Here is a 16,300-nt window from a genome sequence, read left to right on the forward strand (position 1 = left end):
AGCTGATAGAGGCGCATGAGCAACTGGCGATCGCTTACAGCGGGGCCTACTTGCTCTGGGCTTCGCGGTCGTCACTCCTCATGGCGTCGGGGCTCGCTACGGTGGCCTCGATTCCTCGCTTCCAATTTGCTAAAGTAGTTGATGACGGTACTTTTCGGGTTGGCGGCTAGGTTGATGCTGACCGAAAAATGCGGCTCTGAAGGGCGATTGATCTCGATAGATTCCGACAGCGCGCAAAAAATTTTTCGCGGAAATTCCCGTTTAAAATCAACACCGTATGATTTTGACGGCTTATGGGTCGGCATATCGGTCTGTGGGCAAGAAAAAACCCAGCTAGATCAATGACCTAGCTGGGTTTTGAATAATTGAGTGGGTCATCATGCCCGCTAAACGGGCGCGCGCCGCAAGAACAGCTGCGTGCGCTGTGGTCGAGAAGTTGATGACGGGTTCATTCCTCCTTATTGTCCTCCGGTTCGCCAGACCATTTGAGAACATACGAAGGATATGGCTTGGCGAACCACCCTCTAACCGTTTGTTTTTGTTGAAAAATTGACGGCCCTCCGGGCCCACCAAAATATTTCTGTACAGCCCGAAGACATAGGTAACAGTTTGTACCTAAGACATGGGTGACAACCTCGTGCCGAACGGGTTGTCGATGGTCTGCAGGGTCCTCTGTTCGAGGTCGATATAGCCAAGATCATAGTGCATGAAGGAGACGAGCCAAATGGCGTCGTCGACTTCAGTGATTCCGAGCCTCTGGCCGGCGAGCACGGTCGAGATATTGATCTTCTTGCGGTGCATGCAGATGCGGCCACAGGCGGTGACGAGGATGTCGCGGTCATGGAAGGGGTAATGCAGGTCTGGCAGCCCCTCATAGGCTCTTGAAGAGGGCTTATAGAGTTCGTCCGGCACCTTCATGCCGATCGCTTGGTGCGGTCGTTCGGCATTGAATTCGCTGACGAATGCATCGAACCTGGCCTGCTGCTGTAGAATGTTCATGCCCGGCGGCCGGGTCGTCTCCTGCTTGAGGGTCCGGTGCATACGCTCATGCCTGCCGTTCTGCTGCGGGTTGCCGGGTTTGATGCGCTCGATGTCGATGCCCAGCCGCAGCCAGAAGACCGAGAGCCTGGACAGATTGTAGAGCCCGTTGGGAGAGGCGAAGGGCAGCCCGTTGTCGCTTCTGATCGCCGCCGGCAGGCCGCGCTGTTTGAACAACCTCACGAAGGCTTCGACGACGGGCACCTCCCGCGTTGATTCGAGGGCTTCGCACAGAAGGATCATGCGCGAGGCCTGGTCAGTCACCGTCAAAGGGTAACAGTACTGGCGATTGCCGAGCCTGAACTCGCCCTTGAAATCGACACACCACAGATCGTTGGGGCAGCATGCCGCCGACAGCGGCGTGCCCTCGGCCTTGCAGCGCCGCCTCTGACGGGCGCGCGTGATAAGGCCGTGGCGGTCGAGCACGGCATGGACCGTGCTCGTCGACGGCAGCCGAACGTCGCCGGCCAGCTTGCGCACCAGAAGCTCACGGATCTTCCTGGCGCCCCAGTGCGGCTTGTCCTTCTTGGCCTTCACAATCGCCTGCTCGATCTGACAGGGCAGTTGGTTGGCATAGCGGACCGGCCGCCGTGACCGGTCGGTCAGCGCCTCCAGGCCGTCGTCCTTGTAGCGGTTGAGGATCTTGTAGCCGGTCTTGCGGGAAATCCCGAACTCTCGGCACACATCACTCATGCCCTCGCCATCCAGAAGCCGCGCAACAAAACGAAGACGTTCCTCCATCACCGAACTCTCCTTCCACGGCATCAACACCTCCGGCCAAAAGCCAAAAGTGTTACCCATGTGTCCGGTACGAAACGTCACCTATGTCTCGGGTCGCTCATTCCGTTTTCTAGCCCGAGTGGACACCAGAACCTACGCTGGGCGCGTGTATCCTGAGCAACGGGGATGCCGGCTCACCCGAGGATTCCAAGCGAGCGAGCTCCGTATCCCGTTGCTCCCTTTCGGATACGGCTCGGGCCGTTGCATGACGCGAGGCGCAACGCCGGGCACTGTTCAGGCTACGGTCGAAGGAATGAATGCCAGTGAAAATTGCGATGACTTTGCCGCCGGCACGGGCCATAGCTGATGGCGATAGTCTCCGATCCGAGACGTGACAATGGCCCAAGACGTCGAAAATCAGCTCTTTCGATTTGCCGCCTTCGAGCTTGACCTCGACAGAGGGATGCTGCGGCGGGGCAGCGAGGCGATCTTCCTGCGCCCCAAGGCTTACGGGCTGTTGACGCATCTCGCCCGGAACATGGGCCGGATCGTGCCCAAAATGGAATTGATGGATGTGGTGTGGCCGGGTGTCTTTGTCACCGAAGATTCGCTTACACAGTCAATCCGCGAGATCCGCAAGGCGATCGGCAACGAACTGGTGCGCACAGTTTCGAAGCGTGGCTACATGTTGGCGGCCGAAACTGAAACCGCTCCGGAAATTGGCAGCCAGCCGGTCGTGGCTGTGTTGCGTTTTCGCAATGAAGGCGGCGACCATTCCGACGAGGTCCTCATCGACGGTCTTGCGGAAGACGTCATCAACGGCCTAGCACGCTTTCGCGCCGTGACGGTCCTAGCCCGCAATTCAAGTTTCTCCTTCGCCTCGTACGCTCACTCGGAATGGGCTGAAATACGCGCTCGCATCGGTGCCGATTTCCTGGTCGAAGGTTCGGTGCGGCGTCAGGACGACAAGTTCTTGGCGACGGTGAACTTGATCGACGTCGTGACCGCCAGCCAATTGTGGGGCGATCGTTATCAGGCGCGCGACGAAGGCCTGTTCGCCATTCAGCAGGACATCGTCGAGGAGATCGTGGGCCGTCTGGTCACCCGTGTCTACAATGCCGGCTTGCAGAAGACGACGCGCAGGCCGGTCACCAGCCTTGCCGCCTACGAATTGACGTTGCGCGGTGTCTCCTTGCTCCGGGACCCGGCGCAGAGCGACCTGAAGAACGCCGAAGCCTTGTTCGAAGCGGCAATCGCCAAAGATCCGGCCTACGGGCTAGCCTATACTTACCTTGCCTTGTCGCGCGCGCTCTACGGCGAATTCGGCTCGGTCAGCATAGAGACGCTGACGGCGGCGCGCGACCTGGCGGACAAAGGTGCGGCTCTGTCGCCGGACCAGGCCGAATGCCGCCGCATCCAGTCGCTGTGCCGGCTTTACCTGCGACAGCACGAGGCGGCCGAACACCATCTGCGCCTCGCGCTGGAACTCAATCCTTATGACGCGGAGTGCATCGAGCAGATGGGCTTTCTGCTCACCATGCGCGGCCGACCGATGGACGCACTGGGCTGGCTGGCGCGCGCCATGCGCATCGATCCGCTGCAGCCTTATTGGTACCAGTATGACCGCTCGCTGGCGCTTTATCTGATCGGCGAATACCGCGCCGCCGCCGAAGCGCTGGAGCAATCGACCCGTCCCACGCCCTGGATCAGGACGCGCCTTGCCGCCTGCTACGCCCAGCTTGGCGATATGGCGGCGGCGCGCCGGCACGCGGCATCGATCAACGTCGATGGGCCAGAGTTTTCCGCCATCGACTACGCCAAGGGCGGTGTGCCGTTCGAGCACCTCGCCGATGCACAACACTTCGAAGAAGGCGTGATGCTGGCGCTCCAATCCTTGAACTGAAGCGCCAGCTTGGAATCTGTGGCTCACTTGACGGTAACGACGACGTAACGACCGCGATATGGCTGGTAGTATTTGCTGCCGCAGTGCCACACGGTGACGCCTTCGATCGAGGTGCGTATGCAAGCCGGCGGCAGTGTCGCGACGAAGATCGTCGAGCGGCGGATGATGCGGCGTGTCGTGCGACGCGCAACACCGGCGCCGCTGGCCGGAGTCCAGGGCTGGCCGACGCGTGCTTCCGCCTTGCCAACGAAGGCTCGAACCGGCGCGATGTCGGTGAAATCCGCGGCCAGCAGGGCTAGCCCGATGCCGCCGGCGACGGACATGCGCTTCAGACCGTTACCCCAGCGACGCTGGGCCACCTCCGGCTGCGGTGTGGCGGAACGCCAGCCGGCGTAGCAGAGGACCAGCATCGCGATGTTGCCAACGGCATCGAGCAAACCGATCGGCGTCAGCATCGGCTCGACGGCATAAAACCAGTAGTCGAAGGCGAAAAAAGGCAGCAAAACTATCGCATAGGCAGCGAAGGTGGCGCGGGTGAATTTCGCGAACAGTGCAAACGTGCCGGCAATGATCGCCTGCGCGCCGAATGCAGCGACGAGGATCGGCACGATCGGCGCATCGGACTGGTATTCGGGCCGGATCGCCAGATCGAGCACGGTCGATGGCGAAACGAGGCACCAGCCGCCCAGGATGAGGAAAACGGATGCCAAGAGGTACTGGATGGTTTTGGTGGACATGAGGTTCTCCTGAAGTTCTGATGTGAGGTTGGGGGGATCAACTGCACGTGTCGGTGACGAGATGTCTGGGGGCATGAACCGGGATCGCCAGTGCGATGAGGTGTGCGACAATCAAAGTGATGTGCAGGATCGTGGTGGAGTAGCCGACCGTGAGCAGGCCAATGGCGACGAAATACTGCCAGAACAGCAGGTTGACGCTTGCGAGCAGTGCATGAACCGAGGCCAGACCGAGATGCCATTGGCGCGCGTAGGCTGAACCCCAGGCGGCTATGCCGATGATAAGCGCCAGCCCATGCGCTTCGATGAAGCCGATGCCGGCACCGGGGGAGCCGGCGAGAAGCGTCGCCTCGGCGCCGTGCCCGAAAAAAGAGCCAGCGATGTCGGTAACCAATCCACCGGCGGAGGCCAGAATCAGGAATAGGGCATTGCCCCGGATGACGTGATTTCTGAACGTGGTCATGGGACCGTAATCCTTCGATTGTTGCGGAATGCGGGAAGTGTGACCGCGGCGGAGCGCCGCCGCGGGGAGTGTCTTCAGGGCAGGTGCCTCTCAGGCGGCTGACGGGGCCGGTTCCGCGAATTGTGTCGCGTGATCCGCCATCGGCTCGGCAGCCCGCCTCGCCGGCGCCTTGATGCGGAACCAGGCGACGTAGAGCGTCGGCAGGAAGACCAGCGTCAGCATGGTTGCCACCACCAGTCCGCCCATCACGGCATAGGCCATCGGTCCCCAGAAAACCGTTGGCGCGATCGGGATCATGCCCAGGATGGCCGCTGCGGCGGTGAGCAGGATTGGCCGCAGCCGATGTTCCGTGGCGCTGATCACTGCTGTCCACGGTTCCTCGCCGTCGGCGATGTGCCGGTCGATCTGCGTGATCAGAATCACCGAGTTGCGGATCACCATGCCGGTCAGCGACAGGACGCCGAGGATCGTAACGAAGCCCATGGGCAGACCGGAGAGCAAGAGTGCTCCGGCGACGCCAATCAGAGCCAGTGGTGCTGTCATGAACACCAGCACCAGGCGCTGGAAACTCATGAGCTGAACCATGAGCACCGTGGTCATCAGGAACAGCATCAGCGGGAAGACCGCGTAGATGCTGGCCTGCGACTTGGCGCTGTCTTCCATGACGCCGCCAAGCTGGACGTCATAGCCGGCAGGCAACTCCGCCTTGAAAGCCGAGAGCGCGCCGTCCAATTCCATGGTCACGACCGCCGGCTCGACGTTTGGCGCGAGGTCGGCCTGAACGGTGACAGTCGGCACGCGGCCACGGCGCCACACCAGCGGCGGCTCGATCTCGTAGGACAGCTTCGCCACATGGTCGAGCGGGATGCGGCGACCGCCCGAGGCACTGAGCGTCAGCGAACGCAGCGTCTCGATGTTGGCCCGCTCCTCCGGCACGGCACGCGCCACGACGTCGACCAGCCAGGTTGCGTCGCGCATCTGGGTGATCATCGACCCTGACAGGATCGAGTTGATCGAATCGGCGAGTTGCTGCGAGGACAGGCCGAGTGCGCGAGCGCGATCCTGGTCGACCTCGACCTTGATCACCTTCGCCGGCTCGTTCCAGTCGTAGTTGATGTTGCGCACCTTGGCGTTGCCGCCCAGCACCTGGGCGAAACCGAGCGCATAGGCCCGGACCTTGTCTTGATCCGGTCCGCTGACGCGGAACTTCAGCGGCCAGCCGACCGGCGGGCCCATTTCAAGCGGCGTGACGCGGGTCATGACATCGTCGATGCCGGTGGCGAAAGCCTGCTCCAGCCGTTTGACGACATGTGCCCGCTCCTCGTGCCCCTTGGTGACGACCACCGCCTGGGCGAAGAAGTCGTTGGCGAGCTGGGTGTCGAGCGGCAAGTAGAAGCGGATCGCGCCTTGACCGATGTAGAAGCTCCAGTGGTCGATGCCGGGATCGGTCTTGAGGATTTCCTCGACACGGTCCACCAGTTCCTCGGTTGCCTTGATCGACGCAGTACGCGGCAAGGTCAGGTCGACCATGACCTCAGGCCGATCCGATTTCGGGAAGAACTCCTGCGGCACGAAACTCATGCAGACGACGGCCAGCGCAAACAGGCCGGCTGTGGCGGAAAGCACGACCCACTTGGCACGCATGGCCATGTCGAGCACGGCCTTGAAGGTCCGGCCGAGGCGTGAAGAGCCGTGCTCTGCTTGCCTGGCCATAGTCGCCGGCAGGATGGCGACGCCCGTCAGCGGCGTGAACAGGACCGCCACCACCCAGGACACGACCAGCGCGATGCCGACGACGGCAAACAGCGAGAAGCAGTATTCGCCGGCGCCGCTTTTGGCGAAACCGACCGGCACGAAGCCGGCAATCGTCACCAGCGTTCCTGTGAGCATCGGGAACGCGGTCGAGCTGTAGGCATAGGTGGCGGCCGAGACCTTGTCGGCACCTTGCTCCATCTTCGAAATCATCATTTCGACCGCGATCATGGCATCGTCGACCAGCAGGCCGAGCGCTATGATCAGTGCGCCCAGCGAGATGCGCTGCAGCGAGATGCCCAAAAACTCCATGGCAACGAAGGTAATGGCGAGTACGAGCGGTATGGCGATCGCCACGACGATGCCGGGCCGCCAGCCAAGCCCGAAGAAGCTCACCGCCAGCACGATGGCGATGGCCTCGCCGAGGCTCTTGGTGAACTCGCGGACCGATTCTTCGACGACATGAGACTGGTCGGCGACCAGGCTCAAATCGACACCGACCGGCAGCTCCGACGACAGCTCGGTCACCTTTTGCTTGACGTTCTTGCCGAGCGCCAGAGCGTCGCCGCCGCTCGTCATGGAGACCGCGATGCCGATTGCCGGCATGCCGTTGAAGCGGAACATCGGCTGTGGCGGATCGGCATAGGTGCGCTTCACTTCGGCGACGTCGCCGAGGCGGAAGAACTGGCCGTTGGCGTAAAGGTTGATGGCCTTGAGGCTTTCCTCCGAGGTGAATGCACCCGAGACGCGGATGGCGATGCGCTCCGGTCCGGCGTCCACAGTGCCGGAGGGTGTGAGCGCATTCTGCGCCTGCAGCACCTGCGACAGTGAGCCGACGTCGAGGCCGAGGGCGGCGACTTTATCGGTCGAGAATTCGAGGTAGATCTTTTCGTCCTGCTGGCCGATCAACTCGACCTTGGCAACGTCCGGCACCTCAAGAAAATCAGCGCGCAGGCTGGCGGCCAAATCCTTCAATTCGCGATGGCTGAGGCCATCCGAGGTCAGCGCGTAGATCAGCGAATAGGTGTCGCCGAACTCGTCATTGTAGAATGGCCCCTGCGCGCCCGAAGGCATGGTCGACTTGATGTCGTCCATCTTCTTGCGCACCTGGTACCAGAGCGGCTGCACCTCGTCTGCCGCAACCGTGTCCTTGAGGGTGACGAACACGACGGATTCGCCGGGCTTGGTGTAGCTCTTGACGTGGTCGAGGTTCGGAATTTCCTCGAGCTTCTTCTCGATGCGGTCCGTGATCTGCTCGACCGTGTGGGTGGTGGTGGCGCCTGGCCACGTGGTCTTGATCACCATGGTCTTGATGGTGAAGGCCGGGTCTTCCTCCCGCCCAAGGCTGCAGTAGGAGAACAGGCCAGCGATCGCCGCCGCGATCATCAGGTAGACGACCAGGCTCTTGTTGCGCAGCGCCCACTCGGACAGGTTGAACGAGGTCATCGGTCTGCTCCCTGGATGGTGTGGACGCGCCGCTGGTTGCGCAGCAGCTCGATCCGGTCGGCGGTGAAGACGATTTCTTTCGAGGGGCCGTCGGCATCCGGTTTCGTATGGTCGGCGGCGTAACGCGGATGCAGGCCAAACTGGGCGATGTAGTTCAGCACGCGAACGCCGTCTGGGCCTGTCGCGACGGCAATGTGCCCGTCCGGCCGTACCAGATAGACGGCGTCGCGGGCGAAGCCCGCCCGCCTGGCATGGGTGGTCCAGTCGAAGATGTGCAGCGGAAAGCCGATCCGCGCCAACTCGGCCTGAAACTGCAGGCTGGGACGCCCATGAACGTGCACCTGCCAGTCGAGTGAGGCGAGCGGCGCGAAGTTGTCGCCGTCACTGCTTTCGACATAGGGCAACCGGTCGCCGGCCTTGATCTTGCCCGCCTCACCGCTGCTGATTGTACTGTTTCGGTACTCGATGCGCGTCTGCGAGATCATGCCGAAAAAGGCGCGCTTGCCGGTGTTGGTCGCCAGCAGCAGCCGCAGCAGCTTTGGCATGAGATGCTGGCGGAGCAGACCGACGGCCTTCGAACGGCTGGTTGCCATCTTGAACGCCTGGTCGGTGCCGTCGACGAGCAGCCGCGCGAAGGCGATGCGCTCCGGCTCGTAGGTATCAAGCAGCATTTCATCGGCACGGCCCTGCAGCACGGCTGCCAACTTCCAGGCGAGGTTCACCGCGTCGCCCATGCCGGTGTTCATGCCCTGGCCGCCGGCCGGGCTGTGGACATGGCCGGCATCGCCGAGGATAAACGCCCGCCCAACACGGAACTTGTCAGCGACGCGATGGTGCACACGGTAAGTCGAGAACCAGTTCACCGAATTGACCTTGATGCCGGTGTCGCGCTCGACTTCGGAGCGGATCGTGTCGAAGGTGATATCGGTCTTGGCCTCATGCTCTTTCGGCACGACACCGATCAGTCGCAACGAACCTGACTGGCGCACCGGCATGACAATGGCGAAACCATAAGTCGCGACGGTGGCATCCATGCCGTTGCGGGTCACCTCGCCGGTACCCTCGACGTCGGCGACGTAGAATGACTGGTCGTAGGCACCGCCCGGAAAGCCGATACCCAGCATATGGCGCACCGCGCTGTGGGCACCATCGGCGCCGGTCAGGTAATCGGCGCGCACGAACTCGCTGACGCCACCCTTGCGAAGCTTGGCGGTGACGCCGTTGGCGCTGTCCTGGAAGCTGACCAGCTCGGTATGACGCTCGACCTCGACGCCCTCGCGCTCGAGACTGCGGATAAGGACGCGCTCGTGAATCTCCTGCGGCAGTGCGAAGGCGAACGGGTAGGCGGTCTTGCCAGCGCCAAAAGTGGCGAGCGGAAGCCGGGTTGCCACGCCCGCTGGGGTGCGTACCCTCAGCTGTTCGATCTTGACGCCGGCTTCCAGCACCTCGTCAACGATGCCGATCTGGCGATGGAACTCCAGCGTACGCGCCTGAACGGCCAGAGCTCGCGACGTCCCGCCGGGAGCGGCGCTCTTGTCGATGATGCGCACGGCGACGCCGAGACGGGTCAGCCACAGGCCAAGCGTAAGGCCAGTCGGACCTGCGCCGACGATCAGAACCTGAGTGTTTTGGACGGTCATTTTTCTTCTCTTTCGAAACGGACTTTCTGGTTTTCGCGAAGCCGGTTCACGCCGGCCGTGACGACGACGTCGCCTTGGGCGAGGCCTGCGGCGACGATCACCCGGTCGGCCTCATAACGGGCGACGACGATGGGCTTGAGTTCGACTCCCGATCCCGCGCCGATCACCCAGACGGACGGCTTGCCGTCCTTGTCGAACAGCGCGCTTGCTGGCAGCACGACGACGGGGGCGCTGCTGGCTTTGATGCTGCCGGCGACGCTGGCGCCGAAGCGCATCGCCTCGGGCGCGTCCGCGAGCGAAACCTTGACCTGGTAGGTCCTGGTGGCCGCGTCGGCGACCGGCGCGATCTCGCGCAGCCTGCCTGTGGCCGTCAGGGCCGGATTGCTGAGCAAGGACACGGCAATCACCGGGATGTCGTTGCTTTGTGCGGCATTGGCGAAGTTCGCCTCGGCGATCGAGAACACTGCATCCTTCGCCTTGGGATCGGCGAGGCGGACGATCATCTGACCGGTGTTGACGATCTGGCCGACTTCCGAGGCGGTCGCCGTGACGATGCCGTCGAACTCGGCATGAAGCTCGGTGTAGGCGAGTTGATCGGCGGCCAACGCCAGTGCGATTATCGCCGACTCCAACTTGGCCTCGGCCGAGCGCAGATTCTTCAGCGTCGCGTCATGGTCGGCGCGGGTGGTGTAGCCCTTGTCGAGCAAAGTCTTGATGCGGCGCTCGGAGGCCTGCGCCTCGACCAGCACGGCTTCGGCCGCCGCCTTGTCGGCCTTCGCGCTGAGCAGCCGGTAGCGATAATCCTGATCCTCGATGCGGGCGAGTGTTTGGCCCTTTTTCACCGTGGCGCCGACATCAACGCTACGCATCGACAGCTTTCCGGACACGCGAAAGCCGAGATCGCTCTCGCGGCGCGGGCGTATCTCGCCGATGGCACGACGCTCGTCAGGGATGGACCGCGGCGACACCGTCGTCACGCGCACCAGCTTTATCTCCGGATGGCTGGGGGCAGCCGTCGCCCCGGCGCTGGCAGTCTGCTGCCAGGCGATGAAGCCGAGACAGGTCGCGCCGATCATGGCGGACGAAAGGGCGACGAGGCTATGCGTCCTCGCCAGGCGTAAGAATGCCCGATGCATGTATTTCTCCATGACAATCTGAACTCTGCCGCCGAAGGTCACACAGGACCTGCATTCGGCGCGATGCGCCGAGCCTTCAGCCCGGCATGGCTTCAGATGCCATCAGCGAGCTCGGCAAATCCCGAGCGGTTTCTGAGAAATTTCCGATGTTTTGGGGGGAATCATCGCTTCTCGACTGGCCAGGACTGGCCGAAGAAGAGTCGCAGGGACTTCGGAGTGTGACCCGGCAATCAGAAGGACGGCTGGTAAGGGTGCTGTTCGGCTACTGGAGCCAAGCGCGCCCGAGGGACCGGCAGATATGGGCGATCCGGTGTTTCCTCGATCCGCCGAAATGGCGCATGCCGTCCATCTTCTCGAAATTGCAGACAGTCATGCACTTGGTCCAGCGGCCGGCGATCTCGACCCGGATGTCGGCTTTCTCGGTGGTGAAGACGGACGGGTCGATCATGGCCGCAACGCAGCAGGCATCATGGACGGCAGGGTGCGCGATCTGCGGCAGGCCACCATGCGTCGTCGCGATGAACTCCCAGATGTCGAGGATAAACTTGCTGATCGGGCCACCGACGGCGCGCACCCGGTCCTGGAGTTCCGGGGTGGCCAGCGCCTGATGGGTGAGGTCGAGCCCGACCATGGTAACGTCCCAATTGGCACGGAACACGACATCGGCGGCTTCCGGATCGCCGTAGATGTTGAACTCGGCCGCTGGCGTGATGTTGCCGCGCGTATAGCTGCCGCCCATTGCGACGACCCGCTTCACCCGCTCGACGATGCGCGGCTCCTTGCGCGCGGCGAGCGCGATGTTGGTATAGGGACCAACCGGTACGAGCGTGACCGTCTTGGGCTCGTGCGCCATCACGGTGTCGATGATGAAATCCACCGCATGACGCTTGTCGAGCTCGAAGGATGCGGGCGGCAGCACCGGCCCGTCGAGCCCGGTCTCGCCATGGATCTCGATCGCCAGGATCTGGTCGCTGATCATCGGAGCGGGCGATCCCTTGGCGACCGGAACCTTGATGCCATAGGCGGTGCACACCGACAGCGCGTTGCGCGTGGTGTTCTCGACATTGTGGTTGCCGGACACTGTGGTGATGCCGAGCAGGTCGATGTTTGGATTGCCCGCCGCCAGCATGATGGCGATGGCGTCATCGTGCCCGGGATCGCAGTCAGGATGATCTTTTCCATGGGGTCGCCTTTCTGTCTGTCGCGACTAGAGACCGCCGCGCCTGGCATCGTCAAGTTTTCCCGTGCCAGCCAGCCAGCACCCAATCCCATCCAGGCAAGCTCTGATGACGCGACCAAAATGAATGACTTGCGAACGCTCGCTCCGAGACCCAATTCTCTTGTTCGGACCCCACACGATAATTTGCGCGATGCCGACAATCATGCTTGATGCCGCCAATATTTCACTGCACAGCGCTCAGCATGTCGGATGAGGCAACGAACCTGCGTCGGGATTTGCTGTGGGCCTGGCCCGCATCGCTGATTCTGCATGGGTTTCTGATCGCGGTGATGCTGGCCTACAGCCAGCCGAGGCTTCCTGAACAGCAGCAGGAGGAGGCGGTAAACGTCACTCTCGTGCCGCCGCCAGCACAGCCGATGCCGAAACCGGCTCCTCCGCCTCCCGCGAAGGCCGAAGCCGAAAAGCCTGCGGAGCCGAAGCTGTCGCCGGCGCCGGAGACATCGCCGTCCAAGCCGGCGCAAGTCGAGGTTCTGAAGCCTGTCTTCAGGTTCGGAGACAAGGATGCCGGTTCCGGCAAGTCTCCGGAGAGCGGCAGCGTCCAAGACACCGCGCCGTCGCCGGCAAAGGACGAGACTGTGAAGGCGCCTTCCGAGGAACGGCTCGATGCAGCCGATGACGCCGCAAAGCAGGCGGCGGCTGCAAAGGATTCCGGGGCGGTTCAGGACGCGGAGAGCGAGCCAGCTCCAAACCAGGACAATGGCAAGCAGGAAGCAGACAAGCAGGAGGGACTGACGGAGGGTGCCGACACGCAGGCAGCGTCGGCGCCAGCGCCGTTGGGCGCCATCGGCAATGACGGCGAGATCGCGCTGCCCGCCATGGCCACGACGCCTGAGCCCAGGCCCGCCAATACGCCGAAACCCAGTCTTGCGCAGATCCCTAAACCTGGAAGCGGCAAGGCCAGGGCCCCAGCCTCCGGCAATGCGAACGCTGCCGCCTCGCAGCCCTTTTCGGGATTGCCGGGGGTTCGAAGGCCGCAATCGCAAGGCGCTACCGGTGCTGCACTGAGCACGACGGCGATGGCCGGCTTGCCTCGCGACAAGCGGGCCGCCCAACTCTGCGCCAGCGCGCTGCAACGGCGACTGGTCGACGCTTCCTATTCGCCCGACCTCGTGCCTCTCGTCCCGCTCAGGCGCGGCAACGTGCTCGATGTCCCGGAGGCCGCCTTCCGCACGCGAAATGCGTGGCACGCCCTGAGCTTCCGATGCGAGGTCGACAGCGAGGCGACGACGATCCGGTCCTTGTCCTTCCGTGTCGGACCGACCATCCCGCCCGGCGAGTGGAAGCGCCTGGGGCTCCCTGGAAACGGCTAAGGTTTTGCCGAAAAACGGTTCCCGATATTGGCCCTTGAGTAACGGCGATTCGAAATGAAAACTCTGGCAATGACGATTGCGGCCATCGTGGCGGGTGACCTAAGCGGAATTCCCGTGGTCCAGGCAACCAACCACCTTGATCTGCTGGATGCGGCTGCCAGGCTACCTCAACTAACCGTCTCGCGGCATGCCTTGGCAAAGGTACTGAGCGCTTGGCGCAGCGGTCACTGCACTGCCGATGATGTCCAGCAGTGGGCTTCATTTGTCCGGCGTGGTTACGTCGCGGGTGGCTGTGGCGGACGCGGAGCGCACGCGATCGATATCGAGTATGATGCACTCGATGAAGATTTGATCGTGGAAATCATCGGGCGACTCGATGAGATCGGTGACATCATTGATGGGGAAGTTGATGACAATGAACGGGAGGCAATGCTGAGAAGTCTTGAGGCGTAACCAGCCGTTTGGAAATCGTCTCCCGCAGTACTGGCTGAGTTTGGCGACCAGCCGCGAAGCCACTCTTCCACTCTGGCGCGCTTGCGTGATATCAAGCGCCTAGAGGGATAACCGAAGCTCAGCCTCGAAACCCGACAAGCAGGTCGTGCAGTGTCGGGACGGTTGTTTCCTTCCCGATATGGTGCGGCCATGTCTCGGAAGGCAGAATATGGACCCTCGCATCTTTCTCCTGGCTCTGGCGACGTTTGCCACCGGCACGGCCGAAAACATCGTCATCGGCATTCTTCCCGATGTCGCCTTAGGCCTTGGCGTTTCGCTTGGCCTGGCCGGTCAGTTGACGGCCGTCTTTTCGTTGACCTTTGCGCTCGCTGCGCCGGCGGCGCTGCTGCTTGCCAGGCGCATGGAGCGCAAGACGATCCTCGCTTTCGCCTTGGCGGCGTTCGTTCTGAGCAATCTGGCTGCAGCCTTGAGTCCTGGCATCGCGGTGCTGTTTGCAGCACGCATCGCCATGGCAGTGGCAAGCGCCACCGCCTGTCTCGTGGCCACCATGCTGGCGACCGAGCTCGCCGGGCCCGAAAGGCGCGGACGGGCAATCGGCCTGATCTTCATGGGGATCAGCGGCTCGATGGTGCTGGGCGTGCCCGCCGGAATGCTGATCAGCAGCCTGTTCGGCTGGCGCAGCGTGTTCGTGGCGCTGGCATTGCTGGCCTTGTTGATTCTTGCGCTCTGCCAGCTGTTGCTGCCTGTTTCAAGCAGAGGGCCGCGCGACATGGCGGGCTATCGTCGCCATGTCGGGTCGCTGCGCCTTTTGTCCGGGCAGCTCGTGTCGATCCTGATGATAGGTGGTCACTTCGTCCTGTTTGCCTATCTCGCACCTTATGCAGTCGATGCGGTCGGCTTCGACGACGACACGCTCGTACCCATCTTCGTGGCCTTTGGCGTGGCCGGCGTCAGCGGCGGCTATCTCGGCGGCTGGCTGACGGACGTCGTCACGCCGCGTGCCGCGATCCTTGTCGTCCCGCTTGCCTATCTGGCGGTCCTGCTTGCCATTCCGGCCGTCTCTTCCATGCCGATGGCGTTCCTCGGCCTGATGATGGTCTGGGCCTGCATCAGCTGGATGATCTCGCCAGTGGTGCAGAGCTTCCTGATCAGCGTGGGGCCTGAGACCGCGGAAGCCGGCGTCAGCCTCAACCTGTCGGCGATGCATGTCGGCGTGGCTCTTGGCACCGCGATCGGCGGGCTGGCGCTCGATCGAGGTTCCGCAGCGGCCTTGCCGTGGACAGGCGCCATCCTCGCGGCCATTGCCGTAGCGGCGAGCCTGATTGCTTCCTGGCGCGCCGGAAGCAAGCAGGGGAGACCAGCCATCGGAGTTTGAAAAGTCGGAATTTTCGGTCGACTATGCCGGCATGAAGCGCTTCGCATTCGTCCTCGCCCGCGACTTTACGCTGTCGCCGCTGTCGTTGTTCGTCGACACGCTCCGGCTGGCCGGGGATGAGGGTGACCGCAGCCGACGTGCGGCCTTCGACTGGCAGATCATCGGCGAGCTGGGGCTGCCCATCCGGGCGAGTTCCGGCATCGAGCTGATGCCGACCGCACCGGCCCTCCGGCCTGAGGATTACGACAACATCCTTGTGGTCGGCGGGCTGCTCGGGCGGAAAAACTCGCTGCCGGCATCGGCCGAGCGGTTCGTCGAAGGCGCGGCAAGAAAGGGCGTTCCCGTTGGTGCCCTGTGCACCGGCAGCTTCGTACTTGCCGAGATGGGCTTGCTCGACGGCCACAGGGCTTCGGTGAGCTGGTTCCACATCGAGGATTTCCGCTCCCGTTTCCCCGACGTCGACGCTTCCTGCGACCGGCTTTTCATCGTCGATGGCAACAGGGCGACATGTTCGGGCGGGGCGGGTGCTGCCGACCTGGCAGCTCATCTGGTCTCAGGGGTCATCGGCGAGCAGTCGGCCGCCAAGGCGTCGCGCATCTTGCTGCTCGACAGGGTCAGGGATGCCGATGCCGTGCAGCCCAATCTCGAGCTTTTCCCCGAGGCGAAGACGCTTTCGGTACGCAGGGCCTTGCTGGTGATGGAAAGCAACCTCCAGGAACCGCTTGCGATCGTCGACGTAGCCCGGTCGGTCGGCGTGTCCACCCGGCAGCTCGACCGCGATTTCGCCAGTCAGCTCGGAACCAGCCCCGCGCGCGCCTATCTGAAGCTGCGCATCAGCCTGGCCACCCGCCTGTTGAGCTCCGGCAAGAATCCGGTCGGCGAGGTGGCGTTCCAGTCCGGCTTCGCCAATGCCGGGCACTTCAGCCGGGTGTTCCGTAAGATGACCGGCCTGTCGCCGACGGAAGTCTCCCGTCGATCGCCGGCGCTGTGAAGCTGTAACAATGGTATTTTTCGATTGGGTGCCTATTGGAGCCCACGGGCCACCGCTGGCGTGTATTGGCCGGGAACGTGGTCAGGCCGAACCGTCGGC

At 62.9% G+C, this 16,300-nt stretch carries 13 protein-coding genes; 6 read left to right on the top strand and 7 right to left on the bottom strand.

The window, feature by feature from the left end; translation table 11 throughout:
- Window positions 1-174: 174 nt before the first annotated feature.
- Entirely contained in the window at window positions 175-345 is a 171-nt protein-coding gene (locus IG197_RS24055) for a hypothetical protein (protein WP_192315357.1), read from the top strand.
- Between the two features lie 270 nt (window positions 346-615).
- Here the strand turns inward: IG197_RS24055 and IG197_RS24060 are convergent, their stop codons facing one another.
- Window positions 616-1,803 (bottom strand): IS481 family transposase, encoded by a 1,188-nt coding sequence (locus tag IG197_RS24060; protein WP_192315358.1) that lies wholly within the window; start codon window positions 1,801-1,803, stop codon window positions 616-618.
- 352 nt (window positions 1,804-2,155) lie between these two features.
- Between IG197_RS24060 and IG197_RS24065 the strand changes: the two genes are divergently transcribed.
- On the top strand, window positions 2,156-3,661 hold the full coding sequence (locus tag IG197_RS24065; protein WP_192315360.1) for a winged helix-turn-helix domain-containing protein: 1,506 nt from the start codon (window positions 2,156-2,158) through the stop codon (window positions 3,659-3,661).
- A 23-nt stretch (window positions 3,662-3,684) separates the two neighbouring features.
- Here IG197_RS24065 and IG197_RS36325 read toward each other — a convergent pair whose 3' ends face one another.
- The 6 genes from IG197_RS36325 to IG197_RS24095 form a co-directional block, all read right to left on the bottom strand.
- A complete protein-coding gene (locus IG197_RS36325; RefSeq protein WP_246765231.1) occupies window positions 3,685-4,398 on the bottom strand; it encodes a hypothetical protein in 714 nt (237 codons plus the stop codon).
- 37 nt (window positions 4,399-4,435) lie between these two features.
- Entirely contained in the window at window positions 4,436-4,858 is a 423-nt protein-coding gene (locus IG197_RS24075; RefSeq protein WP_192315362.1) for a hypothetical protein, read from the bottom strand.
- 90 nt (window positions 4,859-4,948) lie between these two features.
- The gene (locus tag IG197_RS24080; RefSeq protein ID WP_192315364.1) at window positions 4,949-8,056 is read right to left on the bottom strand and encodes an efflux RND transporter permease subunit; all 3,108 of its coding nucleotides are present in this window, start codon (window positions 8,054-8,056) and stop codon (window positions 4,949-4,951) included.
- On the bottom strand, window positions 8,053-9,696 hold the full coding sequence (locus IG197_RS24085; RefSeq protein WP_192315366.1) for an FAD-dependent monooxygenase: 1,644 nt from the start codon (window positions 9,694-9,696) through the stop codon (window positions 8,053-8,055). The genes IG197_RS24080 and IG197_RS24085 overlap by 4 nt, the downstream gene beginning before the upstream one ends.
- Window positions 9,693-10,832 (bottom strand): efflux RND transporter periplasmic adaptor subunit, encoded by a 1,140-nt coding sequence (locus tag IG197_RS24090; RefSeq protein ID WP_246765232.1) that lies wholly within the window; start codon window positions 10,830-10,832, stop codon window positions 9,693-9,695. Before IG197_RS24090 ends, IG197_RS24085 begins: the two co-directional genes overlap by 4 nt.
- A gap of 262 nt (window positions 10,833-11,094) precedes the next feature.
- Window positions 11,095-11,961 carry a nucleoside hydrolase gene (locus IG197_RS24095; protein WP_246765233.1) on the bottom strand — a complete coding sequence of 289 codons (867 nt, stop codon included), beginning with the start codon at window positions 11,959-11,961 and terminating at the stop codon, window positions 11,095-11,097.
- Between the two features lie 293 nt (window positions 11,962-12,254).
- Between IG197_RS24095 and IG197_RS24100 the strand changes: the two genes are divergently transcribed.
- From IG197_RS24100 to IG197_RS24115, 4 genes are all read left to right on the top strand, one after another.
- Window positions 12,255-13,382, top strand: coding sequence for a DUF930 domain-containing protein (locus tag IG197_RS24100; protein ID WP_192315367.1), 1,128 nt, complete (start codon window positions 12,255-12,257; stop codon window positions 13,380-13,382).
- A gap of 54 nt (window positions 13,383-13,436) precedes the next feature.
- Window positions 13,437-13,835 carry a hypothetical protein gene (locus IG197_RS24105; RefSeq protein WP_192315369.1) on the top strand — a complete coding sequence of 133 codons (399 nt, stop codon included), beginning with the start codon at window positions 13,437-13,439 and terminating at the stop codon, window positions 13,833-13,835.
- Window positions 13,836-14,043: 208 nt separating this feature from the next.
- Window positions 14,044-15,210: an MFS transporter gene (locus IG197_RS24110; protein WP_192315371.1), complete on the top strand. Its 1,167-nt coding sequence runs from the start codon at window positions 14,044-14,046 to the stop codon at window positions 15,208-15,210.
- Between the two features lie 31 nt (window positions 15,211-15,241).
- Window positions 15,242-16,201, top strand: coding sequence for a GlxA family transcriptional regulator (locus IG197_RS24115; RefSeq protein ID WP_192315373.1), 960 nt, complete (start codon window positions 15,242-15,244; stop codon window positions 16,199-16,201).
- Window positions 16,202-16,300: the final 99 nt, after the last annotated feature.

It is taken from the genome of Aminobacter sp. SR38 (genome assembly GCF_014843375.1).
Classification (GTDB): Bacteria; Pseudomonadota; Alphaproteobacteria; order Rhizobiales; family Rhizobiaceae; genus Aminobacter; species Aminobacter ciceronei.